We start from the raw sequence: 22,260 nt of genomic DNA on the forward strand, positions 1-22,260 counted from the left end.
CCAGGAGTGTGCCCGATGAAATCCAGCTGGCTCTTTGAAGTATCGTGGGAAGTATGCAACAAGGTCGGCGGCATCCACACCGTCATCAGCAGCAAGGCCGCAGAGGCCGTGGCCGCCTTTGACGGCCACTATGTGGCCATCGGCCCCCTGCTCGACCGGAACCCGGGATTCGAGCCCTGCGATCCGCCCGAGGAGTTTCTGCCCGCCCTGGAACGCCTTGCACAGCAGAATATTCCCGTCCAGGTCGGCCGCTGGGACATTCCGGGCAACCCATGGGCTCTGCTCGCCGGATTCCAGGGGGTCTTCCCGAGTCACGACAAGCTCCTCTTCCAACTCTGGAGCGACTTCGGCGTGGACTCCATGACCGGCGGCTGGGACTATATCGAGCCGGTCATCTTCAGCACCGTCTCGGCCATGATCATCAAGGAAATCAGCGACGAGCTGGGCGACGAAACCGATGTCTACGCCCACTTCCACGAGTGGATGTCCGGGGCCGGGGTGCTCCATCTCAAGAAGCAGGCCCCGGATGTGGCCACCCTGCTGACCACCCATGCCACCATGCTCGGCCGGGCCATGTCCGGCTCGGGCGTGGACATCTACGAACGTCTTGAGGAGATCGAGCCGTCCCAGGAGGCCAAGGCCATCGGGGTGCTGGCCAAGCACTCCATGGAATCCGTCAGCGCACGCGAGGCCGACTGCTTCACCACCGTTTCCGACATCACCCGGCGCGAGGCATCCAACCTGCTGGGCACCAACCCTGCCGTGACCACCTATAACGGATTCAACCTCGAAGGCTTCGCCAGACCCGCTGCCGTGGAAAAGGCGCGGCGCGGCGCCCGCGCCCAACTGGTGGACCTCGCCTCCCGCTTCCTGGAGCGCGATCTCAAGCCCGACAAAACCCTGCTGGTGGCCACCAGCGGCCGCTACGAATTCCACAACAAGGGCATCGATCTGCTCATCGAAAGCCTGGCCAAGGTGGACGAGGAGCTGGCCGGAAGCGAGTCGGACATCACCGTGGTCGCCTTCCTGCTCGTCACCTGCGGCTATGCAGGCTTCAGCGAGGAGGCCCGCAGACGGCTCAAGGACGAGCACTACAGCATCGAAAAATACGGCGGCATCGCCACCCACCACCTGGGCGACACCGACCGCGACGCCATTGTGGTCAAATGCCGCGAGACCGGCCTGGACAACGCGCCGGAAAACCGCTGCTGCGTGATCTTCATCCCGGTCTACCTCGACGGCAACGACGGCATCCTCAACCTTGAGTACTACGACGCCCTTGCAGGCATGGACCTGACCGTGTTCCCCTCTTTCTACGAGCCGTGGGGCTACACGCCCATGGAAAGCGCGGCCTTTTTCGTGCCCACCATCACGGCCGACAGGGCCGGATTCGGCCAGTGGGTCATGGAGCGCCACCCTGGCGGCCATCCCGGAGTCATGGTCCTCGATCGGCTCAAGGACAACTACCGCACCGCGGTGGGCAAACTGGCCAAGCTCCTGTCCGACTTCACCCGCTGGTCGTCCGAGGAGCGGGCGTTCCGGCGAGGCGAAGCCCGGCGCATCGCCGAGGAAGTCACCTGGAAAAACTTCTACCCGCACTATCTCGAAGCCTACAAGATGGCGGGCGACATCCGCACCGAACGGGTGGCCGGCGTGCAGCGCATGGCCGTGGCCCCAGGCAGGCTCTTCAGTTTCACTGGCGTCAACACCACCCAACCCAGGCTCAAATCCTTCTCCGTGATCACCGACCTGCCGCCGAGCCTGGCCCGGCTGCGCGATCTGGCCGCCAATCTCTGGTGGGTCTGGCACCGCGACGCCCAGGAGCTTTTCGAGACCATCGACAGCCAGCGATGGGCCCAGTGCGCCCACAACCCGGTCCAGTTTCTGGACACCATCGACCCCGAGCGCATCGCCGCCATCGCCAACGATGCTGCCTTCATGGCCCGCGTCGCCGAAATCCTCCGCCGCTTCGACGCCTACATGGCCGAGAGCGGCAAGGCGGACCACGGCGGCATCACCTGGAACAATCCCATTTCCTACTTCTCCATGGAGTTCGGGCTGCACGAGTCCATACCCATCTACTCCGGCGGCCTCGGCCTGCTGGCCGGAGACCACATCAAGGCGGCCAGCGACCTCAACCTGCCCTTCATCGGCGTTTCGCTGCTCTACAAGAACGGCTACTTCCACCAGCGCATCAACGGCAACGGCGACCAGGTGGTCGAATATCACGAGAACAACTTCGCCTCCATGCCCGTCAATCCGCTGCAACGCGGCGACTCGGACCGGATCATGGTCACAGTGGACCTGCCGGGCCGCACGGTCTTCGCCCAGATATGGGAGGTGCGCGTGGGCCGGGCCAAGCTCTATCTGCTCGACACCGATGTGCCCGAGAACTCGCGCACCGACCGCGATATCGCGGCCAAGCTCTACGAACCCTCGTCCAAGGGACGCATCGAGCAGGAGATCGTGCTGGGCGTGGGCGGAGTGCGGATGTTCCAGACCCTGGAGATCGCCCCGTCCATCTACCACCTCAACGAGGGCCACTCGGCCTTCCTGCTCTTCGAGCGCGTGCGCCAGCTCATGCGCCTCGAGGGAGTTGATTTCTCCACGGCCAAGGAGATAGTGCGCGGCTCCACGGTCTTCACCATGCACACCCCGGTGCCCGCGGGCAACGAACGATTCGAACGCTCGCTGGTGGAGAACTATTTCCGGGGCTATGCGGCCGAGATGGACGTGCCCTGGGACGCCCTGTGGAATCTGGGGCACATGTACGCCGAGGAGGCCGACCACCTGAACATGACTGTGCTCGCCCTCCAGCTTTCCTACCTGCGAAACGGCGTCAGCAAGCTCCACGGCGAGGTCTCGCGGCGCATGTGGATGGACCTGTGGCGAGGCTTCCTGCTCGGCGAAGTGCCGGTGGGGCACATCACCAACGGGGTTCACATTACCACATGGCTTGACGAGAGGGTCCGCCGCGACATGGAGGAGAGTTGCAACATCTCGGTTCACAAGACACTCATGGACGACATTGACTGGAACGTCATCGACGCCATCGACGACCGCCGCCTGTGGGACACCCATGTCGCCCTCAAGCACCGGCTCTACGAGGAGATACGCCGCTCCATCTCCAGCCAGTGGGCACGCGAGGGCGAGCCGCCCAACCGTCTGCACAGCTTCCTCGAAACCCTTGACCCCGGACACCTGACCCTGTGCTTCGCCCGGCGTTTCACGGCCTACAAGCGGCCCACGCTGCTCTTCCACAACCTGAACAAGATCAAGCAGATATTCAACGACCCCAGCCGCCCGGTCAATATCATCTTCGCGGGCAAGGCGCACCCGGCAGACACCATCGGCGCAAGCTTCATCAACCTCATCTGCCGTCTGGCCAAGCAGGACGACTTCCTTGGCCGGGTCATCTTCCTCGAAAGCTACGACATCAGGCTGGCCCGCCTGCTGGTTTCCGGCTCGGACGTGTGGCTCAACACCCCCACCCGGCTGATGGAAGCCAGCGGCACCAGCGGCATGAAGGCCGCTCTCAACGGCGTGCCCAATTGCAGCATCCTCGACGGCTGGTGGGACGAGGCCTACAACGCCGCCAACGGCTGGGCCGTGGGCCAGGGACTGGTCTACGAAACCCAGGTCAACCAGGATATCGTGGACGCGGACAACCTCTACGCCGTGCTGGAAACCGAGGTGGTACCCGAGTTCTACGACCGGGGCGACGACGGCGTGCCCCACGCCTGGATCAGGCGGATGAAGGAATCCATGAAAACCGCCCTGGCCCAGTACGGCACCCACCGCATGGTCCGCGACTACATCAGCGGCATGTACCTGCCCGCCCTGGCCCTGGCTGCGCGACGCAACAAGAACGACCACGCCCTGGCCAAAGACGTTGGCGCGTGGCATCGGCGCATTCCCGGCCGCTTCTCCACGGTCAACATCAAGGAGATCCGGGTGGAAGGTATTCACGGCGATGTCTTCATGCTCGGCAACACCCTGCGCATCACCGCCAAGGTGGACAAGGGCCAGCTGCTCCAGGAGGAGATGCTGGTGGAGATGTTGGTGGCAAACCCCTCCGAGGACGCAGTGATAGACTGCGTACCGCTCAAGCTCAAGCACACCGAAGGAAACACCCTGGTCTTCAAGGTGGAATACACACCCGCATCGTCGGGCACCTGCCGCTACGGGGTACGGGTCATCCCGGTGCATCCGGGACTTGGCACCAAGTACGAAACCCGTCTGGTCCGGTGGAGCTGATTCCCCGGCGCCACGCGCCGACAGGCTGACCACGTCCGGCCCGGACGCCCTCCCCCGCAGGGAGACGCGTCCGGGCCTTTGTACGCCGAGGCGCAATTCCCCTTGCCAGTCGATCCTCCTGGGATTACAGCGTTCACGAGGAGCAACCATGCGCAAGTACATGATCGCCACACCGGACACCGCGGCCCATGACGCTCTGGAGGCGATCCTCGCACCCGACGGCGAGGGTGAGACCTTCCGGGACATGGCCGCCCTGCGCTCGGCCCTGGCCGCCCGTCCGGTCGATGTGCTCTTCGTGGACTACGGTCTGCTGACCGAGGGCAGCGCTTCGCACCGAGACGGCATCAGCGCGGTCTGGCAGGGCCACCAGGACGTGGAGATCGTCATCCTCGTCCATCAGGAGGAAATCCGCCGCGCCGTGGACGCGGTCAAGGAAGGCGCCTCGGACTACCTGACCTATCCGGTCAACCCGGCCGAGGTGCAGATGGTTCTCGAGCGGCTGGACAAGACCCTCATCCTGACCAGCGAGCTGGACTACCTCAGGGATCAGTTCTGGAACGAGGAGGCCCTGCGCGTGGTCAGGACCAACAGCCCGGCCATGCGCGAAGCCTTTGCCAAGGTCCGCCAGATGGCCGGGACCAGGACCACGGTGCTGCTCACAGGCGAGACAGGCACGGGCAAAAGCCTCATCGCCAAGCTCATCCACTCCCACAGCGTTCGGCGCGACGCCCCTTTTGTCAGCGTCCACTGCGGGGCCATCCCGGACACCCTCATCGAAAGCGAGCTTTTCGGCCACGAAAAGGGCGCCTTCACTGGCGCGGCCAAGCGCAAGATCGGAAAATTCGGTCTGGCCGAGGGCGGCACCCTGTTCCTCGACGAGGTGGGGACCATCTCGCCCTCCATGCAGGTCAAGCTCTTAAGCGTTCTTCAGGACAAAACCATCCAACGCGTGGGCAGCGACCGGGACATCCCGGTGGACGTGCGGATCATCGCAGCCACCAACGACTCCCTGCGCGACATGTGCGAAAAGGGGTTCTTTCGCAAGGACCTCTACTACCGGCTCAACGTCTTTCCCATCGAAATCCCGCCGCTTCGCGAGCGCAGGAGCGATATTTTCTCCTTTGCCGAGGTGTTCATCCAGCACTTCAACGGCCAGCTCGGAAAGAACATCAAGGGGCTGCACCCCAAGACACTGGACGCCTTCCAGCGCTACTCATGGCCCGGCAATGTGCGCGAGCTGGAAAACCTCATCGAGCGTGCCTGCATCCTGGAGCAAGGCGAACTGATCACCCCGTCGAGCATTCCGCAGGACCTCTTCGGCCACTGTCTCCAAAGCGCCGGGAGCCGCACCGACATCTCCATCCCCCTGGGCCGGGCGAGGCAGAATGTGGTGGACGCCTTTGAACGCGCCTATCTGACCGAGCTGCTTGAGTCCACCCACGGCAAAATCAAGAACGCCGCCCAATGGGCGGGCATCACCCCGCGCCAGCTCCATAAACTCATGGCCCGCCACGGGTTGCACCGCCGCGATTTCCGCTCCCCGACAAAAAAAGGGAACTGACGCTTCACTGCACCCTGTTTCGGAACCGACGATTCTCCTTTCCTAAAACCCCCACAAATTCAGGATATTGGGCAGCAAAGCCCGGCACCGACCACTGCCGCGGACACCACGCACACGCCCGGCGACAAAAGGGGGAACTCGCAGTTCCCTTTTTCTTCCCCCTGACAATCCTATCTATTCCCTATTATTTCAAGATTATACACGACTGGCCCCAAATATGCTTTGCCCTGCCGATCGTGATGGACTCAAGGAGCAGACATGGGAGACCGCACACGCACATCTGCGCCAGGACATGAGATCGCCGTGGGCGTTCTCATTCCGCACGGCTGGGACGACAACTTCAGCGTCACCAGTGTTTCCCTGGCATGCGAGGGCGAGCGGGAAATCGTCATCGGCAATCTTGAGAGCCATCCGGGACTGCTCGTGCTGCTGCGCAGACGGGTCAGACTCACCGGGACCGTTGCCCGCGACGGGGAGGGGGAGACCATGACCGTGGAAGGATACAAACCCGTCGCCGACAGCGACGCAAACGGCCCGGAAACCAGAGGGACGACGAATGGAAAGATTCTGTAAGCTTCTTGCCCCCCTGCTCCTGGCCCTGGTTCTTGCCGCGGGACCAAGCGCGGCCCGGGGCGAAGCGGAGATGATGGAAATTGAGGCGGACATCACGGTGGAGGGCATCGTGGTCGTCATGGATGACGGCGTGTTTCTCGATGACGGTGTCAGGCTCTTCCTGCTCATCGACATGGAGGATGTCCGCCTGGAAGGGATGCTCGTGGAAGTGTTCGGCCAGTATCTGCTGGTAGACGAGATGCCCGCCATCAAGGTTCAGGAAATGACCGTCCTCGACGAGGGGGCAGCCTCTCCCGGCAACCGCCGCCCAAAGCCAGAGAACGACCGCAACGGCTGACCAAGCCATACCATTTCACCCAAGAGGACATGACAATGATCGAAATCGAAGCCTGCACCGAACAGGAGCCTCCCCTTCCCAAGGACATCCCTTGCGCCGATGGCACCTCCGCCTTCGGCGGTCTCTATCCCTCCCTGCGGGCTTTCCGCGAACACGTTTTTCCGGGCGTGACCGAGTCGCGATGGAACGACTGGCGCTGGCAAATAGCCAACCGCGTTCTGGACGTGGACACTGTCGAAAAAGTGCTCGGATATTCCAGGGCCGGTTCCATGCCCCTTGGCAAGGGGCTGCCCATGGCCGTGACACCCTACTATCTCGGCGTGGCGGCTGTGGCGGGCTCCACCGCCCTGCGCCGATGCATCGAGCCGACCATCCACGAATTCGTCATGGACCCAAGCGAGGCCGAAGACCCCCTTGGCGAGGAGGGGCACACCGCCGTGCCCGGCATCGTCCACCGCTACCCGGACAGGGTTCTCTTCCTGGTCACCGACTATTGCTCCACTTACTGCCGCTACTGCACCCGCTCGCGGTTGGTGGGCAAAGGCGGACGCAGGCACGATACGCGCAAGTGGAAACGCGGCATCGAATACATCCGGGCCAACCCTGCCGTGCGCGACGTACTCCTCTCGGGCGGCGACCCCCTGACCATGCCCGACGACAGGCTCGACTGGCTGCTGACCGAACTGCGCACCATCCCCCATGTGGAGATCATCCGCATCGGGTCAAAGGTGCCTGCCGTGCTGCCCCAGCGCATCACGCCGGAGCTGACGGCCATGCTTCGCAAGCACCACCCGCTCTTCATCAGTCTGCACTTCGCCCACCCCGACGAGCTGACGGCCCAGACCGTTCGCGCCTGCGCCATGCTGGCCGATGCGGGCATCCCCCTGGGCAGCCAGACCGTGTTGCTCAAGGGCGTCAACGACGAGGTGGAGACCATGAAGCGGCTCATGCACGGCCTGCTCAAGGCCCGTGTGCGCCCCTACTACCTGTATCAGTGCGACCCCATCCCCGGTTCGGCCCACTTCAGGACTCGCGTGGAAAAGGGGCTTGAAATCATCCAGGGCCTGCGCGGCCACACCTCGGGCTACGCGGTGCCAAGCTACGTCATCGACGCACCGGGCGGCGGCGGCAAGATTCCCCTGCTGCCCGAATATTACGTGGGCCGCGACAAGGGCAACGTGCTGCTGCGCAACTACGAGGGCAGGCTCTTCACCTATCCCGACCCCGAGCCGTCGGCCGTCATCACTGGCGCCGCGCTCACGGAGAACGCGCAATGAACATCGGCATGACCTACGACCTCAAGGACGACTACCTCAGGCAGGGATTGTCGTGCGAGCAGGCCGCCGAATTCGACTCCGAAGTGACCATCGCGGGCATTCAGGGAGCGCTCGAGGACCTCGGCCACACCGTGGACCGCATCGGCAACGTCACCGCCCTGGTCTCGCGGCTGGCCGCAGGCCACCGCTGGGACCTGGTCTTCAACATCGCCGAAGGGCTGCACGGGCTGGGACGCGAGGCCCAGGTTCCGGCCCTGCTCGACGCATGGTCCATCCCCTACACCTTTTCCGGCCCAGAACTGATGGCCCTGACCCTGCACAAGGGCAGGACCAACGCCGTGGCCCGCTCCCTTGGCGTACCCACGGCCGACTACGCAGTCGTCGCCCGGCCCGCTGACCTGGACGCGGTGTCCCTTCCCTTCCCCCTGTTCGCCAAACCCGTGGCCGAGGGCACCAGCAAGGGCATCAGCGACCGCTCGCTGGTCCGCGACGCCGCCGCCCTGCGCGAGGTCTGCACCGACCTGCTGACAACCTTCCGCCAGCCTGTGCTGGTGGAAACGTATCTGCCCGGCCGCGAGTTCACCGTGGGCCTTCTGGGCAGCGGCGACCACAGCCGTGTGGCCGGCGTCATTGAGGTCAGGGCCGTGGGCCAGGGCGACGCCTCGGCCTACACCTATGAAAACAAGCAGGACTGGACCCGGCGCGTGGCCTACGAGTTGGTGGACGACGAGGCGGCCATGGGCGCGGCCCGGCTCGCCCTGCACGCCTGGCGCGTCCTGGGATGCCTGGATGCGGGCCGCATCGATGTGCGCCTGGACAGCGACGACGCGCCCCGGTTCATTGAGGTCAACCCCCTGCCGGGCCTCAACCCCGAAAGCTCGGACCTGCCCATCCTCTGGCGCCTTGGCGGCCGCACCTACGACGCCCTGATCCGGGAAATACTTCTCTCCGCCCTGGATCGCGTCAGGAGAGCGGAAAACGCCGGGGAGGCCCCCGGAATGGCTGCCGGAGTTGCAGCCGGAGTAGCAGCATGAAACGTACAGCGGCAGTGGTCAGAAACCGGGTTCCCCGAGGCGCAGCCGGAGACGTGGCCGATGTCATCGCCCAGAGCCGGTTCGTCAGCCGCATGTTGCGCGAACTTGGCTGGAGCGTGGTCGAGGTGGAGCTTGGCTCCGACCTGGGCGAGGCCGTGAACACCCTCCAGGGCATCCGCCCGGCCGTGGTCTTCAACTTGGTGGAAAGCATCATGGATTCCGACGAGCTGGCCAACCTCACCCCGATCATCTTCCGCAAACTCGGCCTGCCCTTTACCGGGGCCGACAGCTCGGTGCTCTTCCTGACCAACGACAAACTTGCCGCCAAGCGGCACATGCTCTCCGTTGGCCTGCCCACCCCGGCCGGGGTGGACGAGACCGGGCTGAAGCGGGGCCGCTTCCCCGGACCCGGCCGCTACATCGTCAAGAGCCGTTGCGAGCACGCCTCCATCGGCCTGGACGATTCCTCGGTCATGGACATAACCGGCGCGGACCAGTTGCTGGCCGCCATGGCCGCCCGACGCCACCGCCAAGGCGGGGCCTGCATGGCCGAGCGGTTCATCAACGGCCGCGAGTTCAGCGTCTCCCTGCTTGAGACAGCGGACCACACGGCCGAAATCCTCGGCTCGGCCGAAATCGTGTTTCGCCACGACATGCCGGTCAAGATCGTGGGCTACGACGCCAAGTGGCAGGAAGGGTCCGAGGCGGACCTGTCCACGGTGCGCGGCTTCGCCTTCCGCAGGGCCGAGCCAGGGCTGACGGCCCGATTGGAACGCACCGCCCGAGACTGCTGGGACGAGATGGGACTCAGCGGGTACGCCCGTGTGGATTTCCGGGCCGATGCCCAGGGGGATCTTTTCATCATTGATGTCAACGCCAATCCCTGTCTGGCGGAAAACGCCGGATTCATGGCCACGGCCAGGGAGGCTGGGAGAAAACCTTCCGATGTCATCGCCGCCATCGTGGACGGTGCGCTGCGAAGACACATCGGCGAAAAGAAGGCGGCCTGACATGAGCGAGACGCAGCTTTTGACCCTGGACATCGTCTACGACGACCAGCTTGCCGTGGAAGACGTGCGGGCTTTGTGCGCCCTGACCGCCGAGACCCGGTTTTTTTCCGAGGAGGAAGTGCTCATCGTCGAGGAGCTGGCCTGGGCGGCCATCACCGGAGGCGAGGAAAGCGGCTACCACTTCCTGCTCGCCCGGCCAGAGGCCGACACGCCGGTCTCGGCCGCTGGCTTTGCCTGCTTTGGCCCGGTGCCGTGCACCAAGGGGAGCTGGGATCTCTACTGGATCGTGGTCGATCAGGCCATGCAGGGGCGCGGCCTGGGCAGACGCATCCTGCGCGAGTGCGAGCGGCGGATGCTGGCCATGGGTGTGCGCAAGGTGTTCGTCGAGACCTCCTCGCGGGAGCAGTACGCGCCCACCCGGAGTTTTTACGAGTCCTGCGGCTACAGGCTGGAATCGCGGATGATGGATTACTACGACCGGGGTGAGGACTGTCTTGTCTACACCCGGAGCCTCGACTGACCGGATACGGCCAACTTCAGAAAATGACATGGTCCGGGCTGGCAAAGGACAGGTACCGGGCCGCGAGGGCCAAGGACTGACGCATGTTCAGGATTCGTCCGGTGTACGACACCCGGCTGCCAGTGGATCAGACAGCCATGACCAAGGCGCAGGCCATCCTGCGCGAGCGCTTCCCCCTGCTCGATCCCGCCGAAATTGACCTGCTTCCCGAGCTGCTGGCCAACCCGTTCCTCAAGCAATACCGCTCCATCCTCTTCGTGGCCGAAAACGGCAAGGGCGAGGTGCGCGGCTTTGCCCTGCTCTGCCATTTTCCAGACCTCGACTTCTGCTATCTCGACTTCGTCTCGGTCAGCCTGCGCCACGGCGGGGGCGGCATCGGCTCTGCCCTGTACGAGCGAATCCGCGAAGAGGCGCTGGCCCTTGGGGACACGGCCCTGTTCTTCGAGTGTCTGCCCGATGACCCGGCTCTATGCTCCAACCCCAAGATCCTCAAGGAAAACAAGGCCCGCCTCGCCTTCTACGAGCGCTACGGTGCCCGGCCCATCACCGGCACGGCCTACGAGACCCCGCTGATCCCGGGGGGCGAGTGTCCGCCCTATCTTGTGGTCGATCCGCTGGGCAGAAAGCTCAAGCTCACCCGCGCCAGAATCCGGGCCATTGTCCGGGCCATCCTGACCCGCAAGTATCGCGATGTCTGCCCGGCAGAATACACGGACAGGGTGGTGGCCTCTTTCGCCACCGGAGATCTCGCCCTGCGGCCGCCCCGATACGGGGCGCGAAACGACTCCGCGCCCGCCCCGGCCCCATGTGCGGTCATGAGCCGCGACAGGCGCATCGCCCTGGTGGCCAACGACGTTCACGACATCCACCATGTCCGCGAGCGCGGCTATGTGGAAGCCCCGGTACGCATCGCCAAAATTCGCAAGGAACTGGATCGGTGCGGCCTTTTTGACGAACTTGCCGTACGCCATTTTCCCGAGGCGGTCATCACCGCGGTCCACGACAAGGGGTATGTGGACTATTTCCGCCGGGTCTGCGCCAGCCTGCCCGAGAACAAATCCGTGTATCCTTACGTCTTTCCCATCCGCAATGCGACCAGGCCGCCACGCGAGCTGCCCGTGCGCGCCGGCTATTACTGCATGGACACCTTCACCCCCCTCAACGCCAACGCCTGGAAGGCGGCCAAACGGGCCGTGGACTGCGGGCTGACCGCGGCCCAGGCCATGACCTCCGGCCGCAGACTCGCCTACGCCCTGGTGCGCCCGCCCGGCCACCATGCCGAGGGACGCGCCTTTGGCGGGTTCTGCTATTTCAACACCGCGGCCGTGGCCGCCCACTGGCTCTCCCGGCTGGGCAGCGTGGCCGTGCTCGACATCGACTACCACCACGGCAACGGCACCCAGAACATTTTCTATGAACGCGACGATGTGCTGACCCTGTCCATCCACGGCCACCCCCGCTTCGCCTATCCCTACTTCAGCGGATTTGCCGAGGAAACGGGCAAGGGCCGGGGACTGGGGTACAACCGCAACTTCCCGTTGCTGGAGCGGGTGGACGGCGAGAAGCATCGCAACACCCTGGTCCGCGCCCTGGCCCTTGTGCGCGACTTCGCCCCCACCTTCCTGGTGGTCTCCCTGGGCCTGGACACGGCCAAGGGCGACCCCACCGGCACCTGGAGCTTAAACGCCCGTGACTTCGCAGCTTCGGGCCAGCTCATCGGACGCCTGGGACTGCGCACCCTGGTCATCCAGGAAGGCGGCTATCTGATACGCTCCCTGGGGGTTAACGCCCGCAGCTTCTTCCAGGGATTGCACCAGGGCGCAACCAGAGCCTCCCGGCGGTAGCGACGGTGCTCGCCCCATGGCGACCCGGCGGCCCACACGACCAGATTATCCGATAAGCCGCGCTGGCGCGGTTCCACGGCCGGCCTCTCAGGCCATGCCGTCCAGGCACAGGCCCACCGCCCTGGCGGTCCAGCCCGCTGGCGAGCCGTCGAGCACGTTGACGCAGCAGTACTCCTGGGGAATTGAGAAGAGATCGGCCAGATGGCGGCCTGTGACATGGCAGAGCAGCGCCCGGTTGAATCCGCCGTGGGCCACGGCCAGGACCGTGCCGGTCAGCGGGGCCAGCGAATCAAGGAACCGGACGGCTCGTGCCTGAACGTCGGCAAAGCTCTCCCCCCCGGCCGGGCGGTATCCGGGCAGGTCCGCGCCGCGTCGCCCGTACTCGCCGGGGTATCGTTCGCGCACCTCGGCAACGGTCAGCCCCTCCCACTGTCCGAGGGCTATCTCGCGCAGCAGGGGCGTGGGCGCGGCCACACCCTGGGAGCAATGAGCCAGCACGCGCCGGGCCGTTTCCCGCGCACGGGCAAGGTCACTGCAAAAGGCCGCGTCAAAAGGCATGGCCAACGCCCGGCCGACCGCATCCGCCTGCCGCTCTCCCTCGGCGTCCAGAGCCACATCGCGCTGGCCCAGAAAACGCCGCGGCGTCACCTGGGCCACCTGTCCATGACGCATGAGGATGAGCCTCAGGCTTGCGCCCGGCGTAAGGTCAGTAGGAAAACGGATACTTGCGCCCGTCCTTTTCGTAACTCTTGCTCTTGTCGAAATTGAAGGACTCCAGCTCCCGCTTGGGGCGGGCCGCCTTCTTGCGGAACAGGAACAGGCCAAGGATCAGCCCGGCAACAGCCAGGGCCAACCCGACATATATGTAAGTCTGCATTGGAGTTCTCCTTTGCTCCGTCCACCCCCGCCTCCCCGAAAGAGAGGTGGAATCGGGCGACAACGGGCATATCGTCACCATTTTAGATGCTCGCCCACCGGCCGTCAATACGATCCGACCGAAAAGCGGCTCCCGGCGGCGGTTACTCGCGAACGGCCTCCACAGTCATGCCCGGCTTGAGCATGTAGGGCCTGCCGAAGATCTCCACGGGCAACACGCGGTCGCCCTTGTGATAGGCGGTAATGTTCACCCGGTCGCGGGCGATGTGCAGATCGAACCACACCTTGCGCCAGACGAAACTCAGGTGCACCTCGCCCCAATGGTCGGGCAGATCCGGGGCCACCTTCATGGGCGTGGCCGAGAGGTTAAGCCCGATGAAGTCCTGTTTGACCACTTCCAGGGTTCCGGCCATGACTCCTGTATGGATGCCTTCGATGGTGGTGCCGCCCTGGGTGTCTTCGATGTCGCTGTGCATGGCCTCCATGAACCAGTCCCAGGAGACCTCGCTCGGGTAGATGTAGCGGGAGATGACTGCATGCACCACCTTGGACAGGGTTGAGCCGTGGCTGGTGCGCTGCTCGTAGTAGTCGTAGTTGTCGCGCAGCAGCTTGACGGGATCGTCCACCCGGTGGCCGAGCTGGTTCAGAATCCGCGCCACCTCGTCGGGCTCCAGCACATACCAGGTCATGAGCGTGTCCGCCTGCTTGGCCACCTTGTAGTTGTCGGGCGAGTCATTCTCGGCCTTGAGAATGCGGTCCATGCGGTGGATGGAATAGAACCGTTTGCGATACGCCTCCCAATCCAGCTCCTTGAGATCCATGTAGCCGTCGAACTGGCTGATGATGCCGTCGCCGGTCATGATCACGTTGAGCTTGGTGGTCATGTCGCGCCACTTGGCCACGTCGCCCCCGGTCAGGCCGATGCGTTCTTCCAGCCCCTCGCGCACCTTGGCGGGCAGCTCGTCGAGGATCTCCAGAGACTTCTCCAGCAGCCAGACCACCATGATGTTGGTGTAGGCGTTGTCCTTGAGCCCCGGCTCGGTGCTGCCCGGCAGCTTCTCGTGGAACTCGTCCGGCCCCATGACGCCCTCGATGTGGTATCTGCCGGTCTCCTCGTCGAAGCGGGCTATGGAGCCCCAGAAGCGGGCGATGTCGAGCATCAGCTCGGCCCCGAAGGCCCGAAGGAACGCCTTGTCCCCGCTCCAGGACACATAACGCCAGGCATTGACGAACACGGCGATGGACACATGCCGCTGGCGGCGGGAAAGGTCCGGGTCCCACTTCTTGGATTCCGGGTTGTAGTGGACCTCCTGGGTCTCTTCGGTGCCGTCGTCTGCGGTCTGCCACGGGTACATGGCCCCCAGGCAGCCGTTTTCACGGGCATAGGCCCTGGCCGCGTCGAGGCGGTTGTAGCGGTACATGAGCAACGACTTGGAGATGTCGGGGAAGTTGGAGTCAAAGAAGGGCTGGATGTACATCTCGTCCCAGAAGATGTGTCCCCTGTAAGCCTCGCCGTGCAGTCCCCGGGCGGGCATTCCCGCGTCGCGGTTGACATTGTGGGGGCTGGCCGTGACCAGCAGGTGGTAGATGTGCAGGCGCAGCACCCGCTGCACGAAACGGTCGCCCGTGACCCGGATGTCCGCCTTCTGCCACAGGGCCTTCCAGCTCCTGGCGTGGGGTCCGTGCACCCCGGCGAAGGTACGCGCCCCGCGCAGCCCGTCCAGGCACATTTCCTTGAGATCGCCCGGTTCCTGGTCCAGCGAGGTGCGTACATAAACGAACTTTTCCAACGTGTACCGGGTGTTTTCCGTGGCCGAGACGCATAGTTCCTCAGACACCTTGGCCTCGTCCTGGACCACCTCGCGCTGAACGCGCAGGGGTTTGCCGTCTTCATACACCGAGCACTTGGCGGCCATGACGATCTGATAACGCGACTGCGAGGTCTCCACATGGAGAAAGATGCCCTCTCCAGCCGGGCCACCGCCCACCCGGCGCAGGTGGCGGGTATTGAGCGAGGCGTAGCGGGCCACGCCCTTGTTCTCCACATTGCCGTCGATGGACGAACGCAGGGTGATGCGCGAGGAGTAGTTGAGCGGGGTCAGGTCGAAGCTCAGGGCGCAGAGGTGACAATTGGCCATGGACGCCAGCCGACGCGAGGCGATGCGCGTGAGTCGGCCCACCTGGTCCTTGACCACCATGTCGCGGGAAAGCACCCCGGAGCGCATGTTCAGCCGGTGGGAGTAGCTGAGGATCTCCATGGACAGCGGGCTGACGAACTCGCCCTGACCGATGCGAAACTCCACGGGCAGCCAGTTGGGGCAGTTGACCATGTCGTTGTTCCACACGTCGCGCCCCTGCACCTGGCTGACGGTCTTGTTGAACACGCCCGAGATGTAGGTGCCGGGATAAAAGTAGTACGAGGCGCACTCGCACTCATAGGCCCCGCGTGTGCCGAGATAGCCGTTGCCCACGGCGGTCAGGGTTTCACGCAATTTCTCGTCGCCGGGATCAAAGCCGTTGTATGTCAGCAGCCACTCGTCGCTGGCCATGCCTGTCTCGAACCAGTCGAAGAGGTCATCCACCGTGATTTCGCCGAGGTCGGAAACGACCTTGTCCGCACCAAAGCGCAGCAGCAGCTCTCCCGGAGTGTTGCGGGCCACGCCCAGCGTCATGCCGAAATTGCCAGCTCGCCCGGCCTGAACGCCGGAGATGGCGTCCTCCACCACCGCGCACTCTCCCGGATTGCATTGAAGCTCTCTGGCCGCGGCAACGAATATGTCCGGGTCGGGCTTGCCCTTGAGCCCGCGCTCGGCCGAAACCACGCCATCGATATGCGCCTCGAAAACGTCGTCAAGCCCGGCCAGTTGAAGAACGAGCATGCAGTTGCGGCTGGAGGTGGCCACGGCCACGCGCACCCCCCGCGCCTTGAGCTCGTCGATGAGCCGCACCGAGGAGGCGAAGACCTCCGGGCCTTCATCGCGCAGAATATTCTGATACAGCTCGTTCTTGCGATTACCCACGGCGCAGATGGAATCCAGCCCGGCCGGGTCCTCGGGATCTCCGGCGGGCAGCCGGATGCCGCGTGACTTGAGAAAACTCAGCACACCCTCGAAGCGTGGCTTGCCGTCCACATAGTTCTGGTAGTCCCGGGTCCGGTCAAAGGGTTCGAAGGGGATGTTCTTCTCCTCCGAGTGGCGTTTGAGAAATTCGTTGAACGCGGTTTCCCATGCCTGAGCATGAACGCTCGCCGTCCTGGTGATCACGCCGTCGAGGTCGAACACGACGCCTTTGAGGGGAATTGCAGCCACAGTGTCTCCTTATCTGAGATTATCCCGGTCACGGGGACAGGGAGCCCATGATCGCCACCAGCATGTCCGGCTCGGGGACGATCACCGCGTTGGTCGTCACGCCCCTGACTCGCGTGGCCAGGGCTTTGTCGCGGGTTACGAAGATGGCTCGGGTATTGGCGGCCATGGACATGGCCGCCTCGAGCATGGGCACGTCGCTTGCGGTATCGCCGCAGACGAGATGCGGGCCGTGGACCATCTCCAGGTCCAGCTCCGAGCTGAGGTATTTCACCCCGTCGCCCTTGTCGAAATCCTTGACCGCATCCGCTTCGGTCTCAATGGTCAGGATGATTTCCACATCCAGCCCCGTGTCCTCGATACGCAACATGTCGCGGCCAGGGTCCAATTCCTCCACCAGCCCGGCGAGCACCCCCAGAAAAGCCTGGGACTCATCCTCGGGCACCGAACGGCCGATGTCCTGACGGGCCACGGTGGACTGGCCGAACTTGAATTGCAGCCCCGAACCGATGAGCGAGAATTTCTCGTACTGGGGCCGCGCCACCAGCTCGGCCAGCCGGTCGTTGAGGTCGCTCATGAGCCGCTGCTTCTCCGGCGGGATGGGCAGGCGGCGGACCCGGCCTTCCAGGTCGAGGCACTCGCGTCCCTTGGACGCAGCGTAGTAAATGCGCCCCTCTGGGTTGACGCTGATTTCAATGAGCCCGGCCAGCGGGGCCGAGGTCAGGACCATCGGGCGCTGCACCGCGCCCATGGCGAAACGCGACAGGAAAACCGCGTTGTACGCCGACTGGATGGATGTCAGGTAGCGGGCGCAGTAGTTATTGATGGTCCCGTCGCGGTCGGTGATCAGGCAATTGAGGTCAAGCCCCTTGAGCAGATCGCGCCCGGCAGCCACATGACCGTCGAAACCGGGATGCAGGTCCGAAAGAAACTCGAGGAAGGTTTCCTCGCCCTGCTCAAGATAAAAGATGTCCTTGCGGGTCTCGTTGATCTCGTAATCCATGTCCAGGACGATGTCGCGCACTCCGTCCAGGGAGAGTACGCGACGGCCATCGACTTCCGGCACTTCGTCCAGGGCGCACAGGGCGCTGCGCAGCGAGGGCACCACATGGCCGGGCACCTCGTCGCCGCGCAGAATGGCGGCCACAGCCTGGGCCCGAACCTCCCTGGTTTCGGCCATGAGGGCGTAGAAGTCCTTGAGGGTGGTCAGGGTCACGGCGTCTTGTGCGGACATTGCGTCTTCCTTAGTAGCTCACTTGCACTGTGTAGGTGATGATCAGAGGCGCACCGTCTCCGGTGGGAGGCACCAGGAGATCGAACTGGAGACTCCCGGCGTCCGGCGTGGTGTAGTCCCGGCTTGCGGCAGTGACCTTCCACTGGCCGGGATAGGCGTCGGTCAGCTTCAGGGCTCGCGGATCGGGCTTGCTGTTTCTGACCTCGATGCGCCAACTCATTTCAACGGAATTCTTGCCCAGCCGGCTGAAGGCAGTCTGGGTGCGGGTCACGGCCACGTCAAAGGAGGACCCGAGCGCCAGGTCCACTTCGCCGCCACGGCCCACATGGCCGAGCCGGGCCTCGCCAGCCAGCAGCAGCCGGTTGTCCGAGGCGGGCATGAAGACCCTGGCAAGCCCGGCCGGCATGGCCCGCCCAAGACCATTGGCATCGGTGTTGTCAAAACGCAGGGCCAGGGCGACAGCCTGGGACACAGGACCCGACACCTGTCCGATCCCGCCGTGATAGCGGCTCGAAAGCTCCTGCCGCACCGACGCCTTGGGGGCGGAAAACAGACTCAGCTGGACCATGCCCGAACCCGGGATGTCCACGGGCCGCTCCACGGTATAGACATGGTACTCGGAGAACGACTCCTCGACGGGTTGCCCGGCCATGTCCATGTCTTCGCTCATGGACCGGGTGACCATCATCCCCTTGCCCATGGCCCGCTCCGGCGCTGCCTGACGCACGTCTCCGGCCACCAGCTTCAGGGCCGACTCGGCATGGGCATGGCCCGAGCGGTTGTCCACTGTGGCCCAGGCATCAACGGACGCGGCCTTGCCGGCGGCATCGACGATGACCGTGTAGTCGGCCCGCCAGTTGATGCCGCCCATGAGATAGCTCAGACGCACGTCACGCCGCCCCTCGTTGCCGTTTTCGGTGATCAGGGTCAGGGCGGGCACCGCGCTCAGGCCAGCGGGCAACTGGGGCAGCAGCAACGCCTCATAGCTGCCCACATAGATCTCCTCGCCTATCTGGAACACGGGTGCGCCGTCGTTGGCGACCAGGGTGGCCTTGCGCTGAACGCGTGCGTTGGCGTCGGCCGGATCGGGCAGGATGACCGTCAACTCGCGCCCCACATAGCGATCGAGCAGGGATTGCACGGTGATCGATGGGGCCTCGTACTCCAGCCCGACAACACGCATTCCCTGTGCGGACGCACGCACCGAGGTGGGCTCCAGGGTTGCGGGCACATCCTTGAACACCACCCGCGCCGCCCCCTTGGGCAGGACCACGGAACGCGACTCCTCCACCAGAGCGCGGCCGGAATTGTATACAGCCAGCGACGCGCCAGTGGTTCCGGCGGCCCGGCCCTGAACCGGCAGCAGCAAGAGCAAGGCGGCAATGAAGAGCATCAACCGTTCAAGTTTGGGCATGGTCGGCATTTCTCCGTTTCGAAGTGACAGGTTTCCTGCGGAAATACGGTCCGCTAAGTAAATCCAAACTACATTGACGCGCCGCGTTTTGCAAAATTTTTAGTCCTCTTTTTGACCGAAACCACGAAAGGCGTTCAACCTGCCGTATTTTCATGACTATCGAACGCAAGCAGGCAGACGCTCTGTCTCCCAGGCCAGCCCGCCCCAGCGTTGATTGCTCGCCATGCGCCGCGTTTTCTGATAGTCGCCAGGCGATCATGAAACTTCTGATCGTCGATGAGTGCTCGGCCTCGGTGGCCTTCATGCGAAACGTCCTCGCCGCAGCGGGCTACGCCGACATCATTGCCGTGTCGCATTTCGATCAGGCCATGGCCGTTCTCGCCGCCTCGCTCGAATCCGGCACTCCGGTCGATCTGGTCATCATGGGCGTGGACCTCCCCGGACATGGGGGCATCGGGGCCATTCTGACCCTCAAATCGCACCACGACTTCGAAGACATCCCCCTTATCGCCGTGACCCAGCGCAGCGACGAAGCCACACTGGACCACGCCTTCTCTGCCGGAGCGTCGGACTACATCGTCAAGCCCCTAAGCGCCATTGAGCTGCGCGCACGGGTACGCTCGGCCCTGCAACTGCGCCGGGAGATGGTCAAACGGATGCAGCGCGAACGGGAGCTTGAGGAACTGGCGCGAAAGCTCGAGCGCATGTCCAACCTCGACAGCCTGACCGGACTGGCCAACCGCCGCTGCTTTGACGACAGCCTGGTCAAGGAATGGGTGCGCAACGGCCGGGCCGACACGCCGCTGGGTTTGATCATGATCGACATCGACCACTTCAAGCACTACAACGACGCCCTTGGACACGTGGACGGCGACGCCTGTCTGCGCCGGGTGGCCGAGGCCATCCAGGCAGAAGTCCACCGGCCGGGCGACATGGTGGCACGCTACGGCGGCGAGGAATTCGCCGTGATCCTGCCGAACACCGACTACCCCGGCAGTCTGGCCGTGGCCGACAACATCCATGCCAGCGTGGCCCGCATCGGCATCGAACATCCTGATTCCACGGTGAGCTGCGTTGTCACCGTGTCCATCGGCGTGGCCTCGGGCGTCCCCTCCTGCGGAACCACCCCCGAACATCTGCTCAAGGCAGCCGACCGCGCCCTGTATCAGGCCAAGGAATCCGGGCGCAACCGCACCCGGGGCCTTTTCCTGCCCGGCCCTGAAGACCTCCGCCAATAAGCCGAGCTCCCGCTTCCGGCAACGACGCAGGCTCTCTCCGAAGTCAGCCCTCACAAGACCGGCACGCCTTCGCGCAGACTCAGAGGTTTCCACAACCACTGTCCGGGCCGGATATTGGCGACTGGGCCCCATGCACACCCTACTGCCCTGACCCCCGGCATGACCGGGCAGCGCACCCAAATCCCCAGCGGTTTGACACGCACCGCAGAAAGACCCGCCGCACCCTGCCCCGAAAGGCCGCACGCCGAGTTGAAGACTGACCGCGCAGGAACACGCGGGGCCGACCGCATCGGGGAATGCGGCCGGCCCACGCTCAACAGGGATGGGAAGGCGGGGATGACCGGCCAAGGATCGCCGGCACCGCCAGGGGGATGGGAAATTCTTCCCGCGCCTAGCGCAGGAAATGAATGGACAGATATGACCCGCAGCAAGGGCAGACCTTGACCGGGGCATCGGCGGAGTCGCCCTTGAGAATCACCGCCTCCCAGGGAATGAAACCGTCAAGGGTGTACTGGACCTTGAGCCTGTGGCCGCACTTGCAAAACCGTTCCTGCATGACTCTCTCCTTGGTCTGCGCCTATGGCGATTGCTTCTGATCAAGCCAACGTGCCTTCTTGATAGACACGTCGCGCCACGGTGTCAAGCAAAAACCTACATTTGTATTAAAAAGATTTACAGAGTTGTCCTGAGGATGCAGGCGTCGCCGGGCAGCGGTTGCCTTAGCAGGCCGTTGAAAAAGTCAAAACATGGAGGCTGTTCAAAAAGGATGAGATGCTAGGCGCGAAAAAAGTTCAAGGCCGAAGAGCACTTCCTGTACGCGAGGGTTTGAACTTTTTGAAGCAACGACGCAGATCGCCGTTTTTCAACAACCTCTTAACGCATGGCAAGGCGGCCTCAAGATCCGGGCTGCTGGGAACAAAGGGAGAAGAAAAAGAGATGAAAAAGCAAGGAAAGCGGCCCGAGCGGACCAGACGCGGACCGGCTGGGCAGGAAAACAGCTGACAGGATAGGGGAGCCAGACCAGACAGGCCGCCCACACGCCGCGCCGCTGTCGGCAGGTTATCGATATTCCCGCGAAGTCCAGAGAATCTTGCCGATGACGCGCACGTTGTCGAGCTCGTCGCCGGAGAGGTGAATGGGCGAGTAGTCGGTATTGTCGCTGCGCAGGACCAGGGTGCCGGGCAGGCGCTCGACCCGCTTGACCATGACCGTCTCCTCCACGCCCACGGCGTAGATGCCCCCCGAGAGAATGTCCGAACGGGACTGGTCGATGAGGACCATGTCACCCTCCTTGATCTCGGGCTCCATGGAATTGCCCACCACTTCCATGAGGACCATGTTGGCCGGATTGCCCCGCGAGCGCAGCCAGTCTGCCCTAAAGGAGTAGTATCCTTCCACCTGCCCCTCGGTCTCAAAGGAACCGCCTCCGGCGCAGAGACGGGCGCGGACCTTGGGAATCTCGTGGTAGGGGGCGTGCCCCTCGTCCTCGAAACCGGCAGAGCGAGGCGATCCGGCGCCCTTTTCCAGCCACAGGGGGTTGAGTTCGAAACGGGCCGCGAGGTCGAGTATCCAGCGGGCAGGAACGGTTCCCTTGCGTTTGGCAAGGGAAACGGCCGCCCGGCCAAGGTCCAGCTCGCGGGCAAGATGGGACTGGCTCGTAATGCCTGTCTCGGAACACAGCCTCTCGAAAAATGCGTCGAAGTCGTTGCTCATCGTTGCGCCCTGGTTCTTGCGGTGTTGCTCCAATGCGCAGATGTTTACCAAGAATATACTTATGGGT

At 64.0% G+C, this 22,260-nt stretch carries 17 protein-coding genes; 10 read left to right on the forward strand and 7 right to left on the reverse strand.

What is annotated here, in order from left to right:
* Positions 1-15 precede the first annotated feature (15 nt).
* The 9 genes from glgP (at position 16) to GKC30_RS02290 (ending at position 12,413) form a co-directional block, all read left to right on the forward strand.
* Complete coding sequence (gene glgP, locus GKC30_RS02250) at positions 16-4,257, forward strand: alpha-glucan family phosphorylase (protein WP_155932068.1); 4,242 nt, start codon at positions 16-18, stop codon at positions 4,255-4,257.
* Positions 4,258-4,405: 148 nt separating this feature from the next.
* Positions 4,406-5,818 carry a sigma-54 dependent transcriptional regulator gene (locus GKC30_RS02255; RefSeq protein WP_155932070.1) on the forward strand — a complete coding sequence of 471 codons (1,413 nt, stop codon included), beginning with the start codon at positions 4,406-4,408 and terminating at the stop codon, positions 5,816-5,818.
* Between the two features lie 258 nt (positions 5,819-6,076).
* Positions 6,077-6,391 (forward strand): hypothetical protein, encoded by a 315-nt coding sequence (locus GKC30_RS02260; protein WP_155932072.1) that lies wholly within the window; start codon positions 6,077-6,079, stop codon positions 6,389-6,391.
* Positions 6,375-6,728, forward strand: coding sequence for a hypothetical protein (locus tag GKC30_RS02265; RefSeq protein ID WP_155932074.1), 354 nt, complete (start codon positions 6,375-6,377; stop codon positions 6,726-6,728). Before GKC30_RS02260 ends, GKC30_RS02265 begins: the two co-directional genes overlap by 17 nt.
* 35 nt (positions 6,729-6,763) lie before the next feature.
* Positions 6,764-8,005, forward strand: coding sequence for a KamA family radical SAM protein (locus tag GKC30_RS02270; protein ID WP_155932075.1), 1,242 nt, complete (start codon positions 6,764-6,766; stop codon positions 8,003-8,005).
* Positions 8,002-9,039, forward strand: coding sequence for a D-alanine--D-alanine ligase family protein (locus GKC30_RS02275; protein WP_155932076.1), 1,038 nt, complete (start codon positions 8,002-8,004; stop codon positions 9,037-9,039). The genes GKC30_RS02270 and GKC30_RS02275 overlap by 4 nt, the downstream gene beginning before the upstream one ends.
* Entirely contained in the window at positions 9,036-10,049 is a 1,014-nt protein-coding gene (locus GKC30_RS02280; protein ID WP_155932077.1) for a D-alanine--D-alanine ligase family protein, read from the forward strand. Before GKC30_RS02275 ends, GKC30_RS02280 begins: the two co-directional genes overlap by 4 nt.
* A gap of 1 nt (position 10,050) precedes the next feature.
* A complete protein-coding gene (locus GKC30_RS02285; protein ID WP_155932078.1) occupies positions 10,051-10,569 on the forward strand; it encodes a GNAT family N-acetyltransferase in 519 nt (172 codons plus the stop codon).
* A gap of 83 nt (positions 10,570-10,652) precedes the next feature.
* Positions 10,653-12,413 carry a histone deacetylase family protein gene (locus GKC30_RS02290; protein ID WP_155932079.1) on the forward strand — a complete coding sequence of 587 codons (1,761 nt, stop codon included), beginning with the start codon at positions 10,653-10,655 and terminating at the stop codon, positions 12,411-12,413.
* A gap of 87 nt (positions 12,414-12,500) precedes the next feature.
* On the opposite strand, the gene GKC30_RS02295 is transcribed toward GKC30_RS02290, so the two are convergent.
* The 5 genes from GKC30_RS02295 to GKC30_RS02315 form a co-directional block, all read right to left on the reverse strand.
* Entirely contained in the window at positions 12,501-13,085 is a 585-nt protein-coding gene (locus GKC30_RS02295) for a histidine phosphatase family protein (protein WP_155932080.1), read from the reverse strand.
* A 34-nt stretch (positions 13,086-13,119) separates the two neighbouring features.
* Positions 13,120-13,290 (reverse strand): hypothetical protein, encoded by a 171-nt coding sequence (locus GKC30_RS02300; RefSeq protein ID WP_155932081.1) that lies wholly within the window; start codon positions 13,288-13,290, stop codon positions 13,120-13,122.
* A gap of 142 nt (positions 13,291-13,432) precedes the next feature.
* Complete coding sequence (locus tag GKC30_RS02305; RefSeq protein WP_367613928.1) at positions 13,433-16,597, reverse strand: beta-phosphoglucomutase family hydrolase; 3,165 nt, start codon at positions 16,595-16,597, stop codon at positions 13,433-13,435.
* Between the two features lie 28 nt (positions 16,598-16,625).
* Positions 16,626-17,828, reverse strand: a complete 1,203-nt coding sequence (locus GKC30_RS02310) for a trehalose 6-phosphate synthase (RefSeq protein ID WP_155932082.1) — start codon at positions 17,826-17,828, stop codon at positions 16,626-16,628.
* 10 nt (positions 17,829-17,838) lie between these two features.
* On the reverse strand, positions 17,839-19,242 hold the full coding sequence (locus GKC30_RS02315) for a DUF4139 domain-containing protein (RefSeq protein ID WP_231116997.1): 1,404 nt from the start codon (positions 19,240-19,242) through the stop codon (positions 17,839-17,841).
* 257 nt (positions 19,243-19,499) lie between these two features.
* Here GKC30_RS02315 and GKC30_RS02320 point away from each other — a divergent pair, with 257 nt between their 5' ends.
* A complete protein-coding gene (locus GKC30_RS02320; protein ID WP_155932084.1) occupies positions 19,500-20,480 on the forward strand; it encodes a GGDEF domain-containing response regulator in 981 nt (326 codons plus the stop codon).
* Between the two features lie 391 nt (positions 20,481-20,871).
* Here the strand turns inward: GKC30_RS02320 and GKC30_RS14850 are convergent, their stop codons facing one another.
* Both GKC30_RS14850 and GKC30_RS02325 read right to left on the reverse strand, forming a co-directional pair.
* On the reverse strand, positions 20,872-21,036 hold the full coding sequence (locus GKC30_RS14850) for a hypothetical protein (protein ID WP_196772783.1): 165 nt from the start codon (positions 21,034-21,036) through the stop codon (positions 20,872-20,874).
* A 503-nt stretch (positions 21,037-21,539) separates the two neighbouring features.
* A complete protein-coding gene (locus GKC30_RS02325; protein WP_155932085.1) occupies positions 21,540-22,193 on the reverse strand; it encodes a S24 family peptidase in 654 nt (217 codons plus the stop codon).
* Between the last annotated feature and the right edge of the window lie 67 nt (positions 22,194-22,260).

Origin of the sequence: Pseudodesulfovibrio alkaliphilus, from assembly GCF_009729555.1 — a bacterium.
Classification (GTDB): Bacteria; Desulfobacterota; Desulfovibrionia; order Desulfovibrionales; family Desulfovibrionaceae; genus Pseudodesulfovibrio; species Pseudodesulfovibrio alkaliphilus.